Genomic DNA, 20,450 nt, shown 5'->3' with positions numbered 1-20,450 from the left:
GTTAATAAAAACGAAAATCGTTCCCATTTGACCCGATTCGGTGTATCATTTGAGAAAAAGGAGGCCAGATCATGTGGACGATCATCGATTACGAAAACGGCCCATTTACCGTGACGACGGACCGCCGCCGCGTCCAGCTTGAGCGCGTGTTTGACTTCCTTGCCCGCTCGTATTGGGCGAATGAGCGCAGCCGCGAAACGATCCTCAAATCGCTTGACCATTCGCTCTGCTTTTCCCTTTTTCACGGCGACAGGCAAATTGGCATGGCGCGCGTCATCACCGACCGGGCGACGTTCGCCTATCTGTGCGACGTGTTCATCGATGAAGCATACCGTGGGCAAGGTCTCGGGAAATGGCTGTTATCATGCGTGCTCGCCCATCCTGATGTCGCCGCTGTCCGCAAGGTGATGCTCGCGACCAAAGACGCGCACGGGCTGTACAGGCAGTTCGGCTTTGCCGCGCCGAGCGAGCCGGAGCGGTTGATGGAGCGGATTCAAGAGCCGCGAACGGAGTAAAGGGCAAAAAAAGGCGGGCCGCCATCGGTCCGCCTTTTCGCCAAACCTCCCATCCCCCAACGCCTGTTGCCTTCGTCACCGCTTCGGAAACTGAAACGACAATTTCTTCTCGTTTTCATCCCAAACGAGTATGGCGTCAAACGTTTTCCCGCCTTTTTTAAACCCTTTTATGACATTTGTTTTCCCTTGCGCCAGCAGCTTTTTCACATTCGCCGCCGAAATCGATTTGCCGAGAATGCGTTTGGAGATCGTAAACGAGCATTTTGTTTTCGCGTACTGGTCGCAACCGTACAACGTTCCTTTGTCGATGACGGTCCCGCCGCAAAGCGGGCACGGCCCAAGCTTCTCACCCATCGTTTTTTTCTTCCTTGTCCGCTGGATCGAGGCGGTGTCAACCCCTCTGAAATTCCAATTCGGCGCGGCGGCGATGGCGTCAGCGACCACTTTTTGCGCCAACTTTTTCACCTGTTCCATAAAGGCGGCGGGCGAGGCGCTCCCTTCGCCGATTTCGCTTAAGCGCTGCTCCCATTTCGCCGTCATTTCCGGCGAGGCGAGGATCGTGCCGCCAAGCGCCTCGATCAACACTTTCGCCTTGTCGGTCGCGTACACGAGGTTCTTTTTCACTTCAATATACTTCCGCTCTTTCAGCATGGTAATGATCGCCGCCCTTGTTGCTTCCGTGCCAAGCCCTTCCGTTTTGGCGAGCACTTTTTCCAGTTCCTCATCGTCCAAAAATTTTCCCGCCGTTTTCATCAAGGTGATGAGTTCGCCTTCTGTATACCGTTTCGGCGGCTCGGTCTTCCCTTCTTTCACCTTTACAGCGGCCGCTTTCCCCGCCTCCCCTCGCTCAAGGGGAGGCAGCGCAGCATCTTTCTCCTCCTCATGCGGGCGGATGACCGCGCGCCATCCTTCCTCGACGACCTGCCTTCCTTTCGAAACGAAGCGAGCCCGACCGTCAACGAGCGTCGTGACGGTCGTATAATCGATGACCGCCGCCTGGTGGTGGGCGGCAATCAAGCGGCGGACGACCAAATCATACACCTTCCGCTCGTCGTCCGACAGCTTCTCCGGGGCAACAACTTGTTCAGTCGGGATGATCGCGTAGTGGTCGGTGACTTTTTTCTCGTTTACATAACGCTTATTCTGTAAAATCGACGGCTGCGGCAGCGGAAAATACGGCGCGTACGCTGGAAACGATGACAACTTTTGCAAAATGGCAGGGAACGTTTCCGTTTCCCCTTTCGTCACATGCATCGAATCGGAACGCGGGTACGAAACGATCCCTTTTTGGTAGAGCGATTGCAGCACATCAAGCGTCTTTTTCGGCGAGAAGCGGTACAGCTTGTTCGCTGTCGCCTGCAGCGTCGATAAGTTGAACAACAGGGGCGGCTGATACGTTTTCCGCTCCGTGCGGACGTCGGCGACTTCCGCCCGTTTTCCTTGGCAAAAGGCAGCGATCTTTTTCGCCATCTCCTCGTCCCCAAGACGCGTTTGGCCGTTTTTATCCGTCCATTTTCCTTCATAACGCTTGTCGCCAATGACAAACGAGGCGACAACTTCCCAAAACGGTTCAGGGCGGAACTGCTCAATTTCCCGTTCACGCCGGACGATCAGCGCCAATGTCGGCGTCTGCACGCGCCCGACGGAAAACACATCATTCATCCCGCGCTCTTTCAGCAACAGGCTGTACACGCGCGAGGCGTTCATGCCGACGAGCCAATCCGCGCAGGCGCGAGCGTACGCTTCCTCATAGAGCGGGCGCGTCGTCTGCTCATCGAGCAGGCGGCGGAACCCTTCCTCGATCGCCTTCGGGGTCAAGGACGACAGCCAAAGCCGCTTCATCGGCTTGTTCACGCCGCTTAGGCGGATGAGGTTGCGCACAATGAGCTCCCCTTCGCGCCCCGCGTCGCCGGCATGGATGATTTCCGTCACTTCCGGCTTTCGCAACAGTTCCTTGACCACTTGAAACTGTTTCGCCTTCGCTTTTTCGATCTCATACTCGAACCGTTCCGGGATGATCGGCAACGTGTTGAGCGTCCATCGCTTCCACTCCGGCCGATACCGCTCCGGCGGGGCGAGCTGGAACAAATGCCCGATCGCCCATGTCATATACGCCCCGTCGGGAAACAAGTCATTCGGCAAAATTTCGATATAGCCTTGCCGTTTTTTCGTCCGAAAAATCGAGGCGAGCGTCGCCCCTTGGTCCGGCTTTTCCGCGATAATGACTTTCATCGCCCTTTCCCCTTACGGCACATCATGCCCCATGGAGCTTTGCAAAATGGCGAACCATTGCTCGCGGGAAAGCGACAAAGACAGCGCCCGCACCGCCCGCTCGATGCGTTCTTGTTTCCCCGAGCCGACAATCGGCATCATCCGCGCTGGATGAACGAGGAGCCACGCGTACAGCACTTCGTCGATCGTCTCAGCGCCCACCTCACCCCGCACTTGTTCAAACGTCCCGCGCAGCCGCACCGCCCGGTCATCGTCAGCGGAAAAAATCGCTCCACCGGCGAGCGGCGACCATACCATTGGCGGAACGCGCTTCTCAAGGCAAAGGTCAACTGTGCCGTCTTCAAGATTTTCCAACCGATACGCCGATACTTCGATTTGGTTGGTCACGAGCGGAAACGGCAAATACGACTGAAGCATTTCCCACTGCGAACGTTTAAAGTTCGAGACGCCGAAATAGCGCACTTTTCCGTCCTGTTTCAGCTGGCAAAACGCCTCGGCCACCTCTTCTGGATTCATGAACGGATCCGGACGGTGAATGAGCAAGACATCGATATAATCCGTGCGGAAATTGGCGAGCGACTGCTCGACCGAGGCGATGATATGGGTTTTGCTTGTATCATATAATTTCATCCCGTATTTTGGCGGCCGCTTGATGCCGCATTTCGTCACAATCTCGATCTGACCGCGCAAGCTTGGCTTTAACGCCAGCGCTTCGCCAAAGCGCGATTCACACGTGTAGTCGCCGTAAATATCAGCATGGTCAAACGTCGTAATGCCGCGCTCAAGACAAAATTCAATGAGCCCGAGCAGCTGCTCGCGCGAATAGCCCCAGTCCGCAAGCCGACAACAGCCGTGAATGAGGCGGGAAAAAGTCAAATCGTCCGCTAAACGGATTCGTTCCATTGATCGTCTCCCTTTCTTTTTTTGGTTTTGGCTAAAATCGTTCCGCTTGCGCATACTACCAACAAGAGGAAAAAACGGAAAGGACGTGATGATATGAAGCGCTGGCTTCTTGGGCTCGCCGCCGTGCTTCTTTTGGCCTCCCCATGGCCGACATCAGCCGCCGAAACTGCATACGAATGGAATGTGGCCGACATTTACCCATCCGAACACGAATGGATGCGCGACTACAAGACGGTGAAAAACGCCTTGCCGAAACTGGCGGCGTTTGAAGGGAAGCTTGACGATGCGAAGACGATCGCCAAACTGTTCGCCCTAAACGAACAAACGGCCCGCAAGCTCGAAAAACTGTCGCTTTACGCCCATTTAAAACGCGATATCAACATTGAAGATGAAACGGCGGCCCGGCTCGGGGCAAAAGTGGAAGCGCTCGCCGCCCAATATGCGGCGAAAACAGCGTTTATCGAGCCGGAACTGCTCGCCCTACCCGAGCGGACGCTCAGGAAGCTCCAAAAAAGCAAACCGCTGAAAGCGTACCGCTATTACTTCCATGAGTTGCGTGAGCAAAAGCCGCATACGCTCACGAAACGCGAAGAACAGCTGCTCGCGAAACTATCGCCGGCGCTCGGCGAAGCGGAGAACATTTATGACCACGCCGCCCGCGGCGATTACGAGCCGCCATCTGTCAAGATGCCGAACGGAAAGACAGTGACATTGACCGACGACCAATACGCCGCCATGCTCGAGCACCCGGACCGCCGCTATCGAAAGGCGGCGTTTGAAGCGAAAGCCAAAAGTTATGAAGCCATGGAACAAACCGCAGCCGCGACGCTGTATGCCTCGGTCAAAGCGGATGAATTGTATGCGAACGTGCGCCGCTATCCATCCGGCCTTGCCGCCGCGCTGGCCGCCGATGACGTACCAAAGGAAGTGTTCGATCACTTGATCGCCGCCACTCGCCGCCACTTGCCGGCGCTTCACCGCTATGTCGAACTGCGGCGGCGCGCGCTCGGGCTTGACCGCGTCCATAGCTATGACTTGTACGTGCCGCTCGTCGGCGAAACAATGAAACCGATTCCGGTCGAAACGGCGAAGACGCTCATAGTGGAAGGACTCAAGCCGCTCGGCGCCGACTATATCAAACAGGTGCACCGAGCGTTTCAAGAACGATGGCTTGATGTCTTCCCGCGCCCGAAAAAATATACCGGCGGCTACAACACGGGAGCGTATGACACCCATCCGTTCATCTTGCTCAATTACAACGGTTCGCTTGATGGCGTATTGACGATGGCTCACGAGCTTGGGCACGCCATGCATTCCGTATACACGAACCGCGCGCAGCCGTACCATTATTCCGGTCATTCGATTTTCACCGCCGAAGTCGCCTCGACCGCGAACGAATGGCTCATGCTCGATTATTTGTACAAACAGGCGAAAACAAAAGAAGAAAAACTCCGCCTGCTCATCGAACAAATCGAGCAAATCCGCGGCACGTTGTACACGCAAGTGATGTATTCCGAATTTGAACGGATGATTCATGACAAAGTGCGCCAAGGCGGCAGTCTGACAGCGGACGAACTGAACCATCTTTGGCTTGGCCTGCTCAAAACGTATTACGGCCCGGCGTACGCCGCCGATCCCGGCGCCGCGCACGGCTGGCTGCGCATCCCGCATTTTTATGACGCCTTTTATGTATACAAATATGCCACTTCGCTCGCGGCGTCGTACACCATTGTGAGCGACATCCAAACCGATACAAGCGGCAAGGCGGTGAAGCGGTACAAACAATTTTTGCGCTCCGGCGCATCCGATGACCCGATCCGTCTGCTCAAGCGAGCCGGAGTGGATATGACAAGCCCCGAACCGATCGAGCGGGTCTTAGGTCATTTCGCCGAACTCGTTGACGAACTCGATCGACAGCTGCCAAGCCAAAACCGTCAGCGGTCTACATGAAAGAGGTGTCCCGCGCCGTTCGGGACACCTTTGTTATTGCGGCGGAAAAAAGAATATCGCTTTGCGCTGCAACGCGCCGGACCGGTTAAGGCGGTCGATCGCGCGCAAAGCGACACCATGCGCTTGCCCCGCAGCCAAGGCGGTTATTCACTTAAAGATGCGCCTGCAATTTTTTCTTTCACCTTGCGGATGTTTTCCATCTTATTGTCCCAGCACGCTTGGCTCAAATCGACGGGATATTGCTCGGGATTGAGCGTCCGTTTGTACTCCTCCCAAAACAAGCGCAAGCTTTCTTTCGCATACGCTTGAATGTCCGGAAGCGGGGGCGACGTATACACGAGCCGGCCGTTGTCGAAGATCGTCACATGCAAATCACGCGCTTCGAAATTGGTGACGAATTTGCTGATGAACGTGTACACCGGATGGAACATTTTCAGCCGCTCTTCTTGCTGCGGGTTTTCGCTCTCTAAGGCGATGTAGTCGCCTTCCGCTTTATGGTTGATTTTGTTGACGATGCGGTACACCCGCTTCAGCCCCGGCGTCGTCACTTTCTCTGGATTGCCGCTGATTTTGATTGTATCGACCATCTCACCGCGTTCGTTTTCAATCGCCACCATTTTGTACACGGCGCCGAGCGCTGGCTGATCGTACGCCGTAATGAGCTTTGTGCCGATCCCCCACACATCGATTTTCGCCCCTTGCGACTTCAAGTTTAAAATCGTATCTTCATCCAAATCGTTCGAGGCGAAAATTTTCGCGTTCGGAAATCCGGCTTCATCGAGCATTTTCCGCGCTTCCTTCGACAAATAGGCGAGATCGCCGCTGTCGATGCGGATGCCGATAAAGTTGATTTGGTCGCCCAGCTCCTTCGCGACGCGAATGGCGTTTGGCACCCCGGACTTCAACGTATCGTACGTATCGACGAGAAATACGCAGTCTTTATGACGGCGTGCATACTTCAAAAAGGCGGTGTATTCATCCTGATACGCTTGAATCATCGAATGGGCGTGCGTTCCGGCGACCGGAATGCCAAACAGCTTCCCGGCGCGCACGTTCGATGTCGCCTCAATCCCGCCGATATACGCTGCGCGCGCCCCCCAAAGCGCCGCATCCATCTCCTGCGCCCGCCGGCTGCCGAACTCCAAAGCCGGTTCGTTCCCGAGAATATGCTTAATGCGCGACGCTTTCGTGGCGATGAGCGTCTGGAAATTGATAATGTTTAAAATAGCCGTTTCGATGAGCTGCGCCTCGGCGAGCGGCGCCTCGATGCGCATAATCGGTTCATTGGCAAACACCACTTCCCCTTCGCGCATCGAACGGACCGTGCCGGTGAAGCGAAGCGTCCGCAAATAGTCTAAAAAGTCGTCGCGGTAACCAAGTTCTTGGCGCAAATAGTCGATGTCGCTGTCAGAAAATCGGAACTGTTGCAAAAACTGAATGACACGCTCCAACCCAGCGAACACCGCATAGCCGTTGCCAAACGGCAGCTTGCGGAAAAACACTTCAAACACAGCGCGGCGCTCATGCATACGATCTTCCCAATACGTCTCGACCATGTTGATTTGATATAAGTCCGTATGAAGCATCAAACTGTCATCGGCATATTTTTTCATGAATGTGCAACCTCCAACATACGAATGACTGCGCCGCCGAATGGAGAAAAAGAACGTTCATCGTCTATTCTATCATGTTTTCTCCATTATTCCACTATTTCTGCGCCTAGCGTATGGCGAAAATGGCGGAGCGCCCATTCGTGTCCCGCCGCGTCGAAGCTCGCGACCGCCCGCCGGTGGACGACGATGCGAAAGCCTTTATTGTATGCATCGACCGCCGTATGGAGGACGCAAATATCGGTGCAGCAGCCGACCAAATGCACTTCCGTGATGCCTCTCTCGCGCAATTTCAGCTCCAAATCGGTCCCGGCGAACGCGCTGTAGCGCGTTTTGTCCATCCAGTAGACGTTGTCTTTATGCTTATTTGCTTGATACACCTCTTCGAGCTCCCCGTACAGCTTTCGGCCCTCCGTCCCTTCAATGTTATGCGGCGGAAACAGCTTCGTTTCCGGATGGTAGTGATCTCCCGCCACATGTTTGTCAATGGCGAAGACAACAAAATCTCCACGATCGATAAACTGTTTCGTCACCCGTACAAGTTCTTCTTCAATCGCCTGCCCCGGCTTCCCGCATGTGAGCGCGCCATGATCGGCGATAAAATCGACGGTGTAGTCGATGTTAATGAGTGCTCTCTTCATGAAAATCCCTCCTGCGTGTTTGTCTAACAAACGGGTCTTGCTGTACATTGCCGCTGCTATACTTTTACTCTACTCCAGCATGCAAAATCTGGGCAAGCAGAAGATTGCATAAGAAAGCGAGCCGATGATGCAAAACTCGCCTTCCATCGCTCAGCGGAAAAGTGATTCCTTTCTGACGAATGGTTTTTACGAATATTTACAAAAACAGAAAGTAGGATATGCCGATATGATCCCCCTTTTTTTCAATATCGTTTTTTTGCTCGTGCTTCTTGCCGTCGGTTTATCCGTCGTCTTCCTGAATAAATTTGCGTCAAACCGGATTCGCATGATCAGCTACACTGAGCCTCTCCGTTGGGTGCCGTTCAACAATTATCAGCTGAATCAAATCAACAAAGCGGCGCAACCATAAGCGCAAAGCGAAAATCCCGCGCCTGCTTGAAGCAGGCGCGGGATTTTCACTGATCCGTCAGCTATTTTCCGCCGCTTTCGCCGCTTTCAGCTGACTGCGCAAAATGAGCGACTGGATGATCGAGAAGCAACCGCCGACAACCCAATAGAGCGACAGCGCCGATGGGACGGAGCTGGCGCCGATAAAGATCATGACCGGCATGATGTACGACATCATCGCCATTTGCGGCATTTGTTCTTCGGCCATCGACGGCGAGAGGCGGAGCGAGATGAACGTCGTCAACGCCGCCAAAACGGGCAAAATGAAATACGGATCGCGGTGGCCAAGCTCGACCCATAGGAACGAGTGGGTTTTAATTTCTTGCGTCCGCGAAATCGCGTAATAAAGCGCCATAAAAATCGGCATTTGAATTAACACCGGCAGGCAGCCGCTCGCCGGATTGACGCCGTGCTTTTGGTACAGCTGCATCATTTCTTGCTGGAGCTTGCGCTGCGTTTCCGGGTCTTTGCTTTTATATTTTTCTTGCAGCTTCAACAATTCCGGACGCAGCTTTTGCATGGCGAGTGATGCGCGGAACTGCTTCAAAATGAGCGGCAGCAAGCAAAAACGGACGATGAGCGTCAGCACGATAATGGCGATGCCGTAGTTGTCGCCAAACCAGTGCCCAAGCGTCAAAAGGAGCTTCGACATCGGGTAGACAAAATAATGGTTCCAAATGCCTTGGCTATGTTCATTGATCGGTTCGTTGCGGTTGCAGCCGGAAAGAAGCAAGACTGCACCAAGCAGCACCAATACCCATTTTTTCATGAAAAGCCCTCCTTACTATCATGTTGCAAAATCATGCCGTTTCATCATAAAGGAAAGGGCCTTCCATCCTCATCCGTTCGGCTTGTCCGTTCCCGAACGGGAATTTTCCGCCGCTGCGGCAAAAACAGCGGGCGCCATGGAAGCGCCGCTCGTTCGGCGCCTCCTCCCGCCTCCCGCTCGCGAACCGAGGCCAACGCCGGCTCGTAAAACAATGATTTCGCTGTCCGATGTGCGCCCATATACCCTTTCATGATGATCCATAACGCGCCGACAAGCGACATATACACAAGCAAATCAATAGGCGCTTCCATGCGTCCCGTCCACCCCCTTTTGCCCCGTCCATCTTCTCTTCTCATACAATAGCAAACTTTCCATCAAAAGAAAAGCAACAATTGATCACATCCGCTCCAAGCGGTGAAATGCCGGCTCGTCAGCCGCCAACATGGCGAGCTCTCCGCTTTCATCAGCCGAAAATGCCGCCTCAAGCTCTTGCTTCGCCTCATCGAAGCGTCCAAGCAGCGCGAGACAGCGGGCTCGTTCGTAGCGAAGTCGAGCATCTTTGGCCATATGGACGCACCGTTCAATGGCAGCCAAAGCCCGCTCAATGTGCCCTGCCGCTTCATAAGCAGCCGCGAGCTGCATATTCAGCTCTTCATCCTCAGGATACCAATCGGCGTAGCGCTCCCAAAGCGCCGCCGCTTCCTGATAGCGGCCCGTTTCCATATACTGTTCGCCAAGCAACATGAGCGCCTCACGGGCGAGCGGTTCTTCCGCCACGATCGCCTCCAGCTGCCGCTCGGCTTTCTCGTGCTGCCCTTCTTGAAGCCAAACGACCGCCTGCAACACGCGCAGTTCGACATCGTCCGGGTCATCAGCCACTAGCCGTTCAAGCCACCGCTTGGCTTCTTGGCGCTTCTTCTCATCGTCGGCCTTCAACAAGTGTTCGACGAATTCACGCGCCAATGAAGGATCCCAAACGCGGGCGAGCGCTCGGCGCCACGTTTTGATGGCATCGTCCTCCAGCTCGATCGCCGCATAGAGGCGGGCGAGCTGCCCATAGGCTTCCGCATCGCTGCGATTGAGGCGAATCGCCTCCTCATACAAATCAATGACGATCGAAAACAAGGAAAACCTGCCCATCCATTCTTTCGCTTTTGTCCACCACCGCACCGGCTCGTCGCTTTCGTTCTGTTCCTCTTCCAAATACGGAAGGAGAGCGGCGGCCGCATTCCGATAAACAACGCTTTTCGCCTCACGGCCGATCTTCAGCCGCTCCAGCCGGTGGCGCAGCTTCCCTAAGCCGCGCATCGTTTTCGGGAATAAGGCGACATATGCCGAATACAACGATTCATCGTCGGGATGGCGCACCATCAACCGCTCGAGCAGCTTGATTGCCTCTTTCGTGCGTCCTTCCCGGCTAAGCACATTCGCGTAATGACGAAGCACTTCACTGTGATCCGGGTCAAGAGCAAGCGCCCTCTCGACCGCCGCCTTTTCTTGATCGCGGCGTCCGAGCGCTCCATATACATACCCGAGGCTGTCATAGTACCACACATCTCCTCCACGCGGACGGGCATCGGCCAACGCCTCAAGCAGCGCCGGAGGCTCTATGATCGCTGCAAGCTGTTCGCTATCCACTCGCAGCGGAGCAAGGCGAACCGCCTGAAGCAAATGCGCGTGCTGCCGCTCTTCGTTTCCTTCTGCCTCATAGAGCGCAGCTAAGCGAAAATGGCAGAGGACAAACGACGGATCGGCTTTGAGACACGCCTCATAATGTTGTTTCGCCTCTTGGTAGCGTCCGAGCGAGGCGCACAGCTCCGCCAGCCGGAAGAGTGAAAGCCAATGGCCCATGGCGGCGGCTTCTCGGTAAAACGCCATGGCCTTGGACGGCCGGCCTTGCCGCTCATAAAGGACGCCGAGAGCGGAATGGGCCGAAGCGAGTTTCGGGCGAGCCGAGACAAGCTGTTTCAAAAACGCCCGGCCGCGCTCTCGAAGAGTTGGCGTTGTCAGCTGGTCGATGTAAAACTCGTACGCTTCTTCGGCATCAAACTCGGCGAGGCGCAGCCCTTCCTCCAACCACGACAGCGCCGTCTCGCGTCCTTCCTCCTCATCGGCGAAACCGTGGGCGATGAGCCATTTGCCTGCATTGAGCCAATATTCGCTGTTGTTGGCAAAACGGGTGCGCTGCTTGATTACATACCGGCGCGCCGCTTCCACATCCCCGCGCTCCGCGAGGGCGGCCGCCAAGCCTAGATGGGCAAACACGTCATCGCTGTCATGGCGGATCGCCTCTTCGTAGCACGAAACCGCTTGTTCCGCCTCTCCTTCCTCCATATAGAGATCGCCAAGGCGGACGTAAAGCGGCGCCAACCGCCAGGCGGCGGCCAATCCCTCTTCCAACACCGCTTTCGCTTTTTCCCGATCACCGTCGTCATCATACAAGTCAGCCAACATCAAATACGGGTACGGTTCCTGCGGGTCGAGCGCTTTGGCGACGCAAAAGCCGCGTTCCGCCTTGCGCCGGCGGCCGAGCTCCCGATCGCAGCGGGCCCGCTCATACCAAAGCTGGGCATCCCGCCGTTCGCGGCGCACAAGACGATCAAACCAGGCGCGCGCTTCGGCAAACCGCTTCGCGTGGAACAACAGCACACCATGGTTCGTTTCGATAAACAAATCGCCCGGATATAAGCTGACCGCTACGCGCGAAGAGATGAGCCCTTTTTCGATATGACCGGCGTACGCCGAGGCGAGTCCGAAATAGCTCCACACTTCCGGCTGATCTGGGTCCAACTGGAGCGAGGTGCGAAAATAGCGAGCCGCCTCTTCGTAGCGGCTGGCAAAAAAGGCGATTCGGCCGCGCAAATAATGGTAGAGCGGGCTTTGTGCCTTTCCTTTCACCCGTTTGAGCACGTCTTCAGCCTTCTCCATTTCTTGCGTGTAGACATACGCTTTCGCCGCCATCAGCAGCAAGTCGTTATGTTCGGGATACTCGCTCAAGACGCGCCTGGTGTAATCAAACACAAGCGGCTTCGCCTCATCGCTGCTAAAATGCTTCATGACATACAGCCATGTGTACGGGATGTGCTCATGCTTGCGCAAAAAGGCGACAAACGCGTCGAAATGCGCCTGCTCGTCCTCATCCATCTTTTCGGCCAACGCATGCAATTCGCGGAAATAGCGGTCTTCCTCTTCGGGGAGCTCGGCGGCGAGCGCCGCTTTTTCCCGGGGAAGCGCCACAATCGACAAATAATGCGTCCCTGCATACCATTTGGCAAGCTCGTCCTCGGAAACAACAAACGGATCAAATAGATTCGGGTCTTGCACGTACAACGCCCCAAGCCGCTCGTCATAGCCAAACAACACCTGCACGTGCGATGACTGTTCATAATCGACGCTTAACAGCACCGGAACGCCCTCATCAATCAGCCGCTTCCAACGAAGCGGCGAGCCGACGAAAAAGCGGCAAACAAAGCCAAGCTCTTCCAAATAATGAACCGTCGTCGACAATTTCGATCCGCGCACATCAAAAATATGTTGGGCCACTTCATCCTGCGTACGGGGGGAGCCAAGCAATCGAAGCATCATTTCCAAACTTGCCGGCACGCAATAGTTATGCTTTTGCACGACCGGCACAAGCGGCAGCACCACCGACCGTTTCCTTTGCCGCCCAAGCGCTCGGGCGTACGGCGTTTTTTCAAGCTGCGGCTCCGCTTTCACAAGCGATTCAAGCTTCTCCCATTCGTCAAGCTGGTAATACAGTTCGGCGCGCAAATGGGCGAAATAACGGCGATGCATATGAAGCGGATTCAGGCGGTCAAGTTCATCCATCGCCGCGAGCGCCTCACGGTAGGCGCGCACATCGCGCAAGCGGCGCACGCGCTCAGCGTAAAACGCCAGCACTTGCGGAAAGCGCCGCCCTCCTTCCTCCAAAACGGCAAGCGCCTCGTGGTGGCGGCCGTCAAGAGCGTACAAATCCGAAAGCAGCAAATAGCACATGTCGCCGCGCTCCGGGTCATCGAGACCGGCGCGAATCACCTGTTCGGCGCGCTTCCGGTCGCCGGTCTCGATATAAAAATAGCCCCACTTGTCATGCATCGGCACCGTCTCATAGCGGGCAACCACATCCATCCATTCGTGCGCCTCATCGATCCGCTGCATATCCAATAAAGCGCGCACCAACGCAAACGCCGCCCGGGCGATCGATTCCCTCGGCTCCTCCACCCGGCCTTCGAGCGCTTCTGTAAGACGCGGGGTGAGCGCCTCTTCCACATCGAGCGGCCGGCGGTTCTCGAGCCACTCATCACACACCCAAGCGAGCGTCTGCAACGTGTTGAACTTCCGGTGGGCGTACCGCGCGACAAGCCCGCTATGCCGGTACATGAGCGCATAATCAAACAGCCGGATGAGCGCCCGAAACGGCTCGATGCTGTCCCATGACGCCATGAGCGGCCGCCATTGAAACAATCCCATGTTTTCTAAATGCGGCCGCACCTGGGCAAGGGCATCCACGATTCGTTTTTCTTCAACGAGCAATGCGATCGGTTTGATATGATTCATACAAAGAAAACTCCCTTATTCTTTTTCCAGCTATTTATAAGTGTAGAACAAGCCCGGCAAAACAGCCACATATTTTTTCACAAAAATACCGACAAACAAAAAATGGCCTCTCCTTTGAACAGGATCAGCCATATACCGATTCGTTTTATCCGGCGTGCTTGGCGAAAAATTCGAGAGACCGTTCAATAATCATCGGTTGATCGTAATCGAGCGTCGCCACATGGTAGCTGTTTCGGAGGCGGACGATCTCTTTCTCCGTCGATGAAATGCCTTGAAAGATGATGTCGGCGTTTCCCGGCGGCACGACGTGATCTTCGTCGGAGACAAAAATCAACGCCGGACAGACGATGCGATCGAGTTTCGCTTTTGTCTGTGCCATCAGCCTAGCCAGCTGAAGAAGCGAAGCGGTCGGCGTTTTCTCGTATGCCAGCTCTTTCACATCCGGATTTTTCAAGTCCGAACCGATCGAATCCAGATACCTCGGCAGCTCGCCCCCGCCCGTCATCCCGGCGGCGATGGCCGGGATGTCGACAGCGGCGTTAATCGGCACGATGCCGCAGATGTCTGGGTGATGTTCCGCCAAATAAAGCGTGAGCGTCCCGCCCATCGACAGCCCGGTGACAAAAATGGTTTGGCATCGTTGTTTCAGCCATCCATATCCTTCTTCGACCGAGGCGACCCAATCGTGGAATGTCGTCCGTTCCATGTCTTCGTAATGCGTTCCGTGCCCTTTTAAGCGCGGCAGGCAAACGGTATAGCCGGCTTTCGCATACGCTTCAGCGAGCGGGCGCATGCTGTGGGGCGTGCCGGTGAATCCGTGCACGAGCAGCACCCCGACCGGCCCGTTTTCGGCGTAAAACGGCTCGGCGCCCGAGAGCACCGGATATTGTTCGCTCATCTTCCTCTCCCCCTTATCTAGTCAAATCCGTTCCTCTCACTATATTCGCCGCCGCACCTCTTTTTTCCTTTTTTGATCGGACGCCGTTACCACATCGACAACCATGACCGCCACCATTCGTGAAACAAGCCGTTGACGCCAAAATAGACGAATGCGATCCAAGCGATGCCAACCAATGCTTTCTCCATCCCTTTTCCCGTCCGATAGAGCGGCACTTTCCACCGCTTGGACGAAAACGGCCAAAACAGCGGCACCCCTTGAACAGAAAAAAAGTCTTCCACAATATGAAACAAGTAGCCGAGCACGAGCCCAGCGGTAAACGGCGACGCCGAGTCGCGCCAGACGAGGGCGGCAAGCACCCCCCAGACGATGAGCGAATGCGTCATGCCGCGATGGCCGAACGCTTCTTTTACTTTCCCCGCGACGCCGAACGAACGGCGGCCGACGTATGACGACGGCTCGTCAATGTCAGGAAGAAGGCTGCCGATGACAAGCCCCGCCGTATAGGCGGCGGTAAACGGCAGCTTTGTATGCGCGGCCGCCGCCGCGCCGAGGCATAATGTGGCAATGACATGGCTGGAGTATCGCAACGAAATCCCCTCAAACTTTTATCGTTTTCCCCATTATACCACAGAAAAGAATATTTGTTCGTTTCTTTGACGGATTTGTGACAATGATGCCAAGTGTGACAAAGTTAACATCGCGTTATTGACATCATGGCTATAGTTAAAAGTACACAACGCTAATAAGGAGTGAAGCAAATGAAACGAAAACGATCTCCGCTTGCCAACCGTTTCAAATATATTCGGCCGATCGAGCGCCAAGCCGACGGCCATAGCGAAACAACCTACGGCGACCGCGCCTGGGAAGATGCGTACCGTCGCCGCTGGCAGCACGACAAAGTCGTCCGCTCGACCCATGGCGTCAACTGCACGGGGTCGTGCAGCTGGAACATTTACGTCAAAAACGGCATCGTCACCTGGGAAGGACAGCAGCTCAACTATCCGTCGACCGGGCCGGATATGCCGGACTTTGAACCGCGCGGCTGCCCGCGCGGCGCGAGCTTCTCATGGTATATGTACAGCCCGCTGCGCGTCAAATACCCGTATGTCCGCGGCATCTTGCTTGACATGTGGCGCGAGGCGCTCTCCCATCATCCAAACAACCCGCTTGAGGCGTGGAAAAGCATCGTTGAAGACCGCGAAAAAGCGAAGCGCTACAAACAGGCGCGCGGGAAGGGCAGATTCGTGCGCGTCAGCTGGGATGAAGCATTGACGCTTGTCGCCGCTTCCTTATTGTATACGGTCGTCAAATACGGCCCGGACCGCAACGTCGGCTTCTCCCCGATTCCAGCCATGTCGATGGTCAGCCATGCCGCCGGATCGCGCTTCATGCAGCTGATGGGCGGGCCGATGTTAAGCTTCTATGATTGGTACGCCGACTTGCCGCCGGCGTCGCCGCAAATTTGGGGCGACCAAACGGACGTGCCGGAGTCAAGCGACTGGTACAACGCCGGCTACATCATCACCTGGGGCTCGAACGTCCCGCTCACCCGGACTCCGGACGCTCACTTTTTAGCCGAAGTGCGCTACCGCGGCACGAAAGTCGTCTCCGTCAGCCCAGATTACGCCGAGTCGACAAAATTCGCCGACGACTGGCTGTCGGTGAAGCAAGGGACGGACGGCGCCTTGGCGATGGCGATGGGGCATGTTATTTTAAACGAATATTACGTCAAACGGACCGTTCCATATTTTGAACGATATGCCAAAACGTACACCGATTTTCCGTTTGTCGTCACCTTAAAACAAAACGGCGGCGCATGGACGGCCGGCCGCTTCTTGTTGGCGAAAGACCTTGGCAAACAAACGAACAATGCCGAATGGAAGCCGGTCATCTATGATGAAAACACCGACTCGTTTGTCGTGCCGAATGGAACGATCGGCGCTCGCTGGGAAGACAAAGGAAAATGGAACTTGCGTCTTGTTGATGAGGAAACAGAACAGCCGCTTGAGCCACGCCTGTCGTTTTTAGGGAGCGAAGATGAAGTCATCTCGATCCAGCTTCCATATTTCACCGCTGAGGGCGGAAAAACGATCGAACGCGCGGTTCCAGTGAAAAAAGTGCAAACCGTAACAGGAGACGTTTACGTCACGACCGTCTATGATTTGATTTTGGCCAACTACGGCATTGACCGCGGCATCGGCGGCACAGTCGCCCGCTCGTACGATGACGAGGTGCCATTCACGCCAGCATGGCAAGAAGCGATCACCGGCGTCGACCGCGAACTCGTCGTGAAAATCGCCCGTGAGTTTGCCGACAACGCGATCGACACAAACGGCCGGTCGATGATCATCGTCGGCGCCGGGATCAACCATTGGTTCAACTCCGATACGATTTACCGCGCCGTCTTGAACCTTGTCTTGTTCGTCGGCGCCCAAGGGGTGAATGGCGGCGGTTGGGCCCATTACGTCGGGCAGGAAAAGCTGCGGCCGGTGGAAGGATGGCAGACAATCGCCACCGCCCGCGACTGGGTCGGACCAGCGAAATTGCAAAACGGCACGTCATTCTTTTACTTTGCGACCGACCAATGGCGCTATGAAGAGCGGCCGGTCGATGAGCTCATCTCACCGCTGGCCAAAAAAGCGCGCTATTCACACCCTGGCGATTACAACGTCTTGGCCGCGCGGCTTGGCTGGCTGCCGTCGTACCCGACGTTTAACAAAAACGGCATCGAGCTGTATAACGAAGCAGTAAGCCATGGAGCCCGCACGCCGGAAGAGATCGGCGCCTACGTCGCGAAACAGCTGAAAAAGAAAGAATTGCAGTTTGCGATCGAAGATCCGGACAACGAGGCGAATTTTCCGCGCAACTTGATCGTCTGGCGCGCCAACTTAATCTCAAGCTCCGGCAAAGGGCACGAATACTTCTTAAAACATTTGCTTGGCACGACGAACGGCTTGTTAAACGATGACCGCGACAGCCTGCGCCCGGAAGAAATCCGCTGGCGCGATGAAGCGCCGGAAGGCAAGCTCGATCTGCTTGTCAACTTGGACTTCCGCATGGCCGGCACAGCGCTCTACTCCGATGTCGTCCTGCCGGCAGCGACATGGTATGAAAAACATGACTTAAGCAGCACGGATATGCATCCGTTCATCCATCCGTTCAATCCAGCCGTGCCTCCGCTCTGGGAAGCGCGCTCGGACTGGGATATTTTCAAATCACTTGCGAAAGCCGTATCTGATGTCGCCAAACAAGCCGGCTTAAAGCCGATGAAAGAAGTCGTCGCCACTCCGCTGTTGCACGATACGGCGCAAGAGCTGGCGCAGCCGTTCGGTGAAGTGAAAGACTGGAGCAAAGGCGAAACCGAACCGATTCCGGGCAAAACGATGCCGAACATTCACGTCATTGAACGCGACTATACCCTTCTTTACGACCAAATGACCGCCTTAGGTCCAAATGTCGCCCGCCAGCCGATCGGCACAAAAGGGATTGCCTGGTCAGCGAAAGACGAGTATGAACAGTTGAAACGCCGGCTCGGCACTGTCCGGCGCGCTTCCATCGCCGACGGCTGCCCGGATATCAGCGAAGCGAAAAAAGCGGCTGAAGCGATTTTGACGCTGTCATCAACTACAAACGGCAAAATGGCGGTGAAAGCGTGGGAGGCGCTTGAGAAAAAGACGGATTTGAAATTGGCCGATTTAGCGAAAGAACGCGAGGAAGAATGCTTTACGTTTGAACAAATCACCGCCCAGCCGAAAACGGTCATCACCTCGCCGGCGTTCAGCGGCTCGGAAAAAGGCGGGCGGCGCTACTCGCCGTTTACGACGAACGTCGAACGGCTCATCCCGTGGCGGACGTTGACCGGCCGGCAGTCGTTTTACATCGATCATGAACTGATGCGCGAGTTTGGCGAAACGATGGCGACGTTCAAGCCGGTGTTGCCGCACCGTCCGTTTTCAAACAAACGCCCGAAAGAAAACGGAAAGGAAGTCATCTTGAACTATTTGACGCCGCATAACAAATGGTCGATCCACAGCATGTATTTCGACTCCTTGCCGATGTTGACGCTTTTCCGCGGCGGGCCGACCGTGTGGATGAACAAAGATGATGCGGCCGAAGCCGGCATCAACGACAACGACTGGATCGAATGTTTCAACGAAAACGGCGTCGTCGTCGCCCGCGCCGTCGTCTCCCACCGGCTGCCGCGCGGCATGGCGTTTATGCACCACGCGCAAGACCGCCATATTAACGTGCCGGGCACGAAGCTGACAAACAACCGCGGCGGCACGCACAACAGCCCGACGCGCATCCACGTAAAGCCGACGCATATGATCGGCGGATATGCACAGTTAAGCTACGGATTCAACTATTACGGACCGACGGGCAACCAACGCGACCTGTACGTCGTCATCCGCAAACTCGAGGAGGTTGATTGGCTTGAAGATTAAAGCGCAAGTCGGCATGGTGATGAATTTGGACAAATGCATCGGCTGCCATACGTGCAGCGTCACGTGCAAAAACACATGGACGAACCGCCCCGGCGCTGAATACATGTACTTTAACAACGTTGAAACGAAACCCGGAATCGGCTATCCGAAACAATGGGAAAACCAAGAGAAGTATAGAGGCGGCTGGGAGTTGAAAAACGGCGAACTGCGGCTCAAATCCGGCTCGAAAGCGATGCGGCTCGTCAACTTGTTCTACAATCCGTACCAGCCTACGATCGACGATTACTACGAACCGTGGAATTACGACTATGAAACGTTGACGAACAGCCCGCTAAAACAATACCAGCCAGTGGCGCGGCCGAAATCAAGCATCACCGGCGAATGGATGGAGCTGTCATGGGGGCCGAACTGGGAAGACGATCTGGCCGGCGCCCATATCACCGGTTTGCGTGATCCGAACGTTGTCAAAATGGAGCAGGCGATCCAAGCGGAATTTGAGAATGTCTTTATGATGTACTTGCCGCGCATTTGCGAGCATTGCCTCAATCCGTCATGCGTATCGAGCTGCCCGTCAGGCGCCATGTACAAACGCGACGAGGACGGCATCGTCCTCGTCGACCAAAACGCCTGCCGCGCTTGGCGGTATTGCGTCACAAGCTGCCCGTACAAAAAAGTGTATTTCAACTGGCAAACGAACAAAGCGGAAAAATGCACGCTCTGCTTCCCGCGCATCGAAGCCGGCATGCCGACGATTTGTTCGGAAACGTGCGTCGGCCGCATCCGTTACATCGGTGTGATGCTGTATGACGCTGACAAAGTGAAAGAAGCGGCGAGCGTCACAGATGAGAAACAGCTGTACCACGCCCAGCTTGATATTTTCCTTGATCCAAACGATCCAGCCGTCGCCGCCGCCGCGAAAGAAGCCGGCATCCCGGACGAATGGATCGCCGCGGCGCAGCGCTCGCCGATTTACAAAATGATCGTCAACTGGAAAATCGCTTTGCCGCTGCATCCGGAATACCGGACGCTGCCAATGGTATGGTACATTCCGCCGCTGAGCCCGATCATGAATACGATCGAAGGAAAAGGAAGCCAAGCGAGCGCCGATGACATCTTCCCGGCCATTGATGAAATGCGCATTCCGATCGAATATTTGGCGAATTTGCTGACGGCGGGCGATACGGCGCACATCCGTACGACGTTGAAAAAAATGGCGGCCATGCGTTCGTATATGCGGGCGAAACAAACGAACAAACAGCCGGACATCCGCCTCATTGAATCGCTCGGCTTAAGCCGTGAAGACATTGAAGAGATGTACCGTTTGCTCGCGATTGCCAAATACGAAGACCGCTTCGTCATTCCAGCATCGCACCGCGAAGAAGTCGCTGACTTGTACGCGGAACAAGGCAGCTGCGGGCTTGCATTTGCCGGCGGCCCGGGCGCTTGCGGCACGCTGTAAAAGGAGAAAGAAGGCGAGCCC

The 20,450-nt window shown here is 55.4% G+C and carries 14 protein-coding genes; 5 read left to right on the top strand and 9 right to left on the bottom strand.

The genetic code is table 11. The features are described 5' to 3' along the window. Positions 1-71 precede the first annotated feature (71 nt). Positions 72-515, top strand: coding sequence for a GNAT family N-acetyltransferase (locus ACVX3G_RS11275; protein WP_014195907.1), 444 nt, complete (start codon positions 72-74; stop codon positions 513-515). 75 nt (positions 516-590) lie between these two features. Here the strand turns inward: ACVX3G_RS11275 and ACVX3G_RS11270 are convergent, their stop codons facing one another. Both ACVX3G_RS11270 and ACVX3G_RS11265 read right to left on the bottom strand, forming a co-directional pair. Continuing rightward, the gene (locus tag ACVX3G_RS11270) at positions 591-2,747 is read right to left on the bottom strand and encodes a DNA topoisomerase III (protein ID WP_020278829.1); all 2,157 of its coding nucleotides are present in this window, start codon (positions 2,745-2,747) and stop codon (positions 591-593) included. Between the two features lie 12 nt (positions 2,748-2,759). Beyond that, positions 2,760-3,650, bottom strand: coding sequence for an aldo/keto reductase (locus tag ACVX3G_RS11265; RefSeq protein WP_014195909.1), 891 nt, complete (start codon positions 3,648-3,650; stop codon positions 2,760-2,762). 93 nt (positions 3,651-3,743) lie between these two features. Here ACVX3G_RS11265 and pepF point away from each other — a divergent pair, with 93 nt between their 5' ends. After that, positions 3,744-5,600 (top strand): oligoendopeptidase F, encoded by a 1,857-nt coding sequence (gene pepF, locus ACVX3G_RS11260; protein WP_014195910.1) that lies wholly within the window; start codon positions 3,744-3,746, stop codon positions 5,598-5,600. Positions 5,601-5,743: 143 nt separating this feature from the next. Here the strand turns inward: pepF and ACVX3G_RS11255 are convergent, their stop codons facing one another. Both ACVX3G_RS11255 and ACVX3G_RS11250 read right to left on the bottom strand, forming a co-directional pair. Further along, a complete protein-coding gene (locus ACVX3G_RS11255) occupies positions 5,744-7,213 on the bottom strand; it encodes a nicotinate phosphoribosyltransferase (RefSeq protein ID WP_014195911.1) in 1,470 nt (489 codons plus the stop codon). A gap of 86 nt (positions 7,214-7,299) precedes the next feature. Further along, positions 7,300-7,851: a cysteine hydrolase family protein gene (locus ACVX3G_RS11250; protein WP_014195912.1), complete on the bottom strand. Its 552-nt coding sequence runs from the start codon at positions 7,849-7,851 to the stop codon at positions 7,300-7,302. 226 nt (positions 7,852-8,077) lie between these two features. On the opposite strand from ACVX3G_RS11250, the gene ACVX3G_RS11245 reads away from it, so the two are divergent. Beyond that, the gene (locus ACVX3G_RS11245) at positions 8,078-8,260 is read left to right on the top strand and encodes a hypothetical protein (protein ID WP_236620464.1); all 183 of its coding nucleotides are present in this window, start codon (positions 8,078-8,080) and stop codon (positions 8,258-8,260) included. A gap of 57 nt (positions 8,261-8,317) precedes the next feature. Here the strand turns inward: ACVX3G_RS11245 and yidC are convergent, their stop codons facing one another. The 5 genes from yidC to ACVX3G_RS11220 form a co-directional block, all read right to left on the bottom strand. Further along, positions 8,318-9,067 carry a membrane protein insertase YidC gene (yidC, locus tag ACVX3G_RS11240; RefSeq protein ID WP_014195914.1) on the bottom strand — a complete coding sequence of 250 codons (750 nt, stop codon included), beginning with the start codon at positions 9,065-9,067 and terminating at the stop codon, positions 8,318-8,320. Between the two features lie 44 nt (positions 9,068-9,111). Next, positions 9,112-9,378, bottom strand: a complete 267-nt coding sequence (locus tag ACVX3G_RS11235; RefSeq protein ID WP_011231313.1) for a hypothetical protein — start codon at positions 9,376-9,378, stop codon at positions 9,112-9,114. An 85-nt stretch (positions 9,379-9,463) separates the two neighbouring features. Beyond that, on the bottom strand, positions 9,464-13,624 hold the full coding sequence (locus tag ACVX3G_RS11230; protein ID WP_014195915.1) for a bacteriocin-processing peptidase family protein: 4,161 nt from the start codon (positions 13,622-13,624) through the stop codon (positions 9,464-9,466). A gap of 145 nt (positions 13,625-13,769) precedes the next feature. Continuing rightward, positions 13,770-14,522, bottom strand: a complete 753-nt coding sequence (locus tag ACVX3G_RS11225; RefSeq protein ID WP_014195917.1) for an alpha/beta hydrolase — start codon at positions 14,520-14,522, stop codon at positions 13,770-13,772. Positions 14,523-14,608: 86 nt separating this feature from the next. Then, positions 14,609-15,112, bottom strand: coding sequence for a metal-dependent hydrolase (locus ACVX3G_RS11220; protein WP_011231316.1), 504 nt, complete (start codon positions 15,110-15,112; stop codon positions 14,609-14,611). Positions 15,113-15,283: 171 nt separating this feature from the next. Between ACVX3G_RS11220 and ACVX3G_RS11215 the strand changes: the two genes are divergently transcribed. Beyond that, positions 15,284-18,970: a nitrate reductase subunit alpha gene (locus ACVX3G_RS11215; RefSeq protein WP_021322597.1), complete on the top strand. Its 3,687-nt coding sequence runs from the start codon at positions 15,284-15,286 to the stop codon at positions 18,968-18,970. Then, on the top strand, positions 18,960-20,429 hold the full coding sequence (gene narH, locus ACVX3G_RS11210; protein ID WP_021322596.1) for a nitrate reductase subunit beta: 1,470 nt from the start codon (positions 18,960-18,962) through the stop codon (positions 20,427-20,429). The genes ACVX3G_RS11215 and narH overlap by 11 nt, the downstream gene beginning before the upstream one ends. Positions 20,430-20,450 lie beyond the last annotated feature (21 nt).

Source organism: Geobacillus sp. PLS 41, assembly GCF_056494105.1.
Note: the sequence above shows the minus strand (reverse complement) of the source record. Positions and strands in the feature narration are given on the sequence as shown.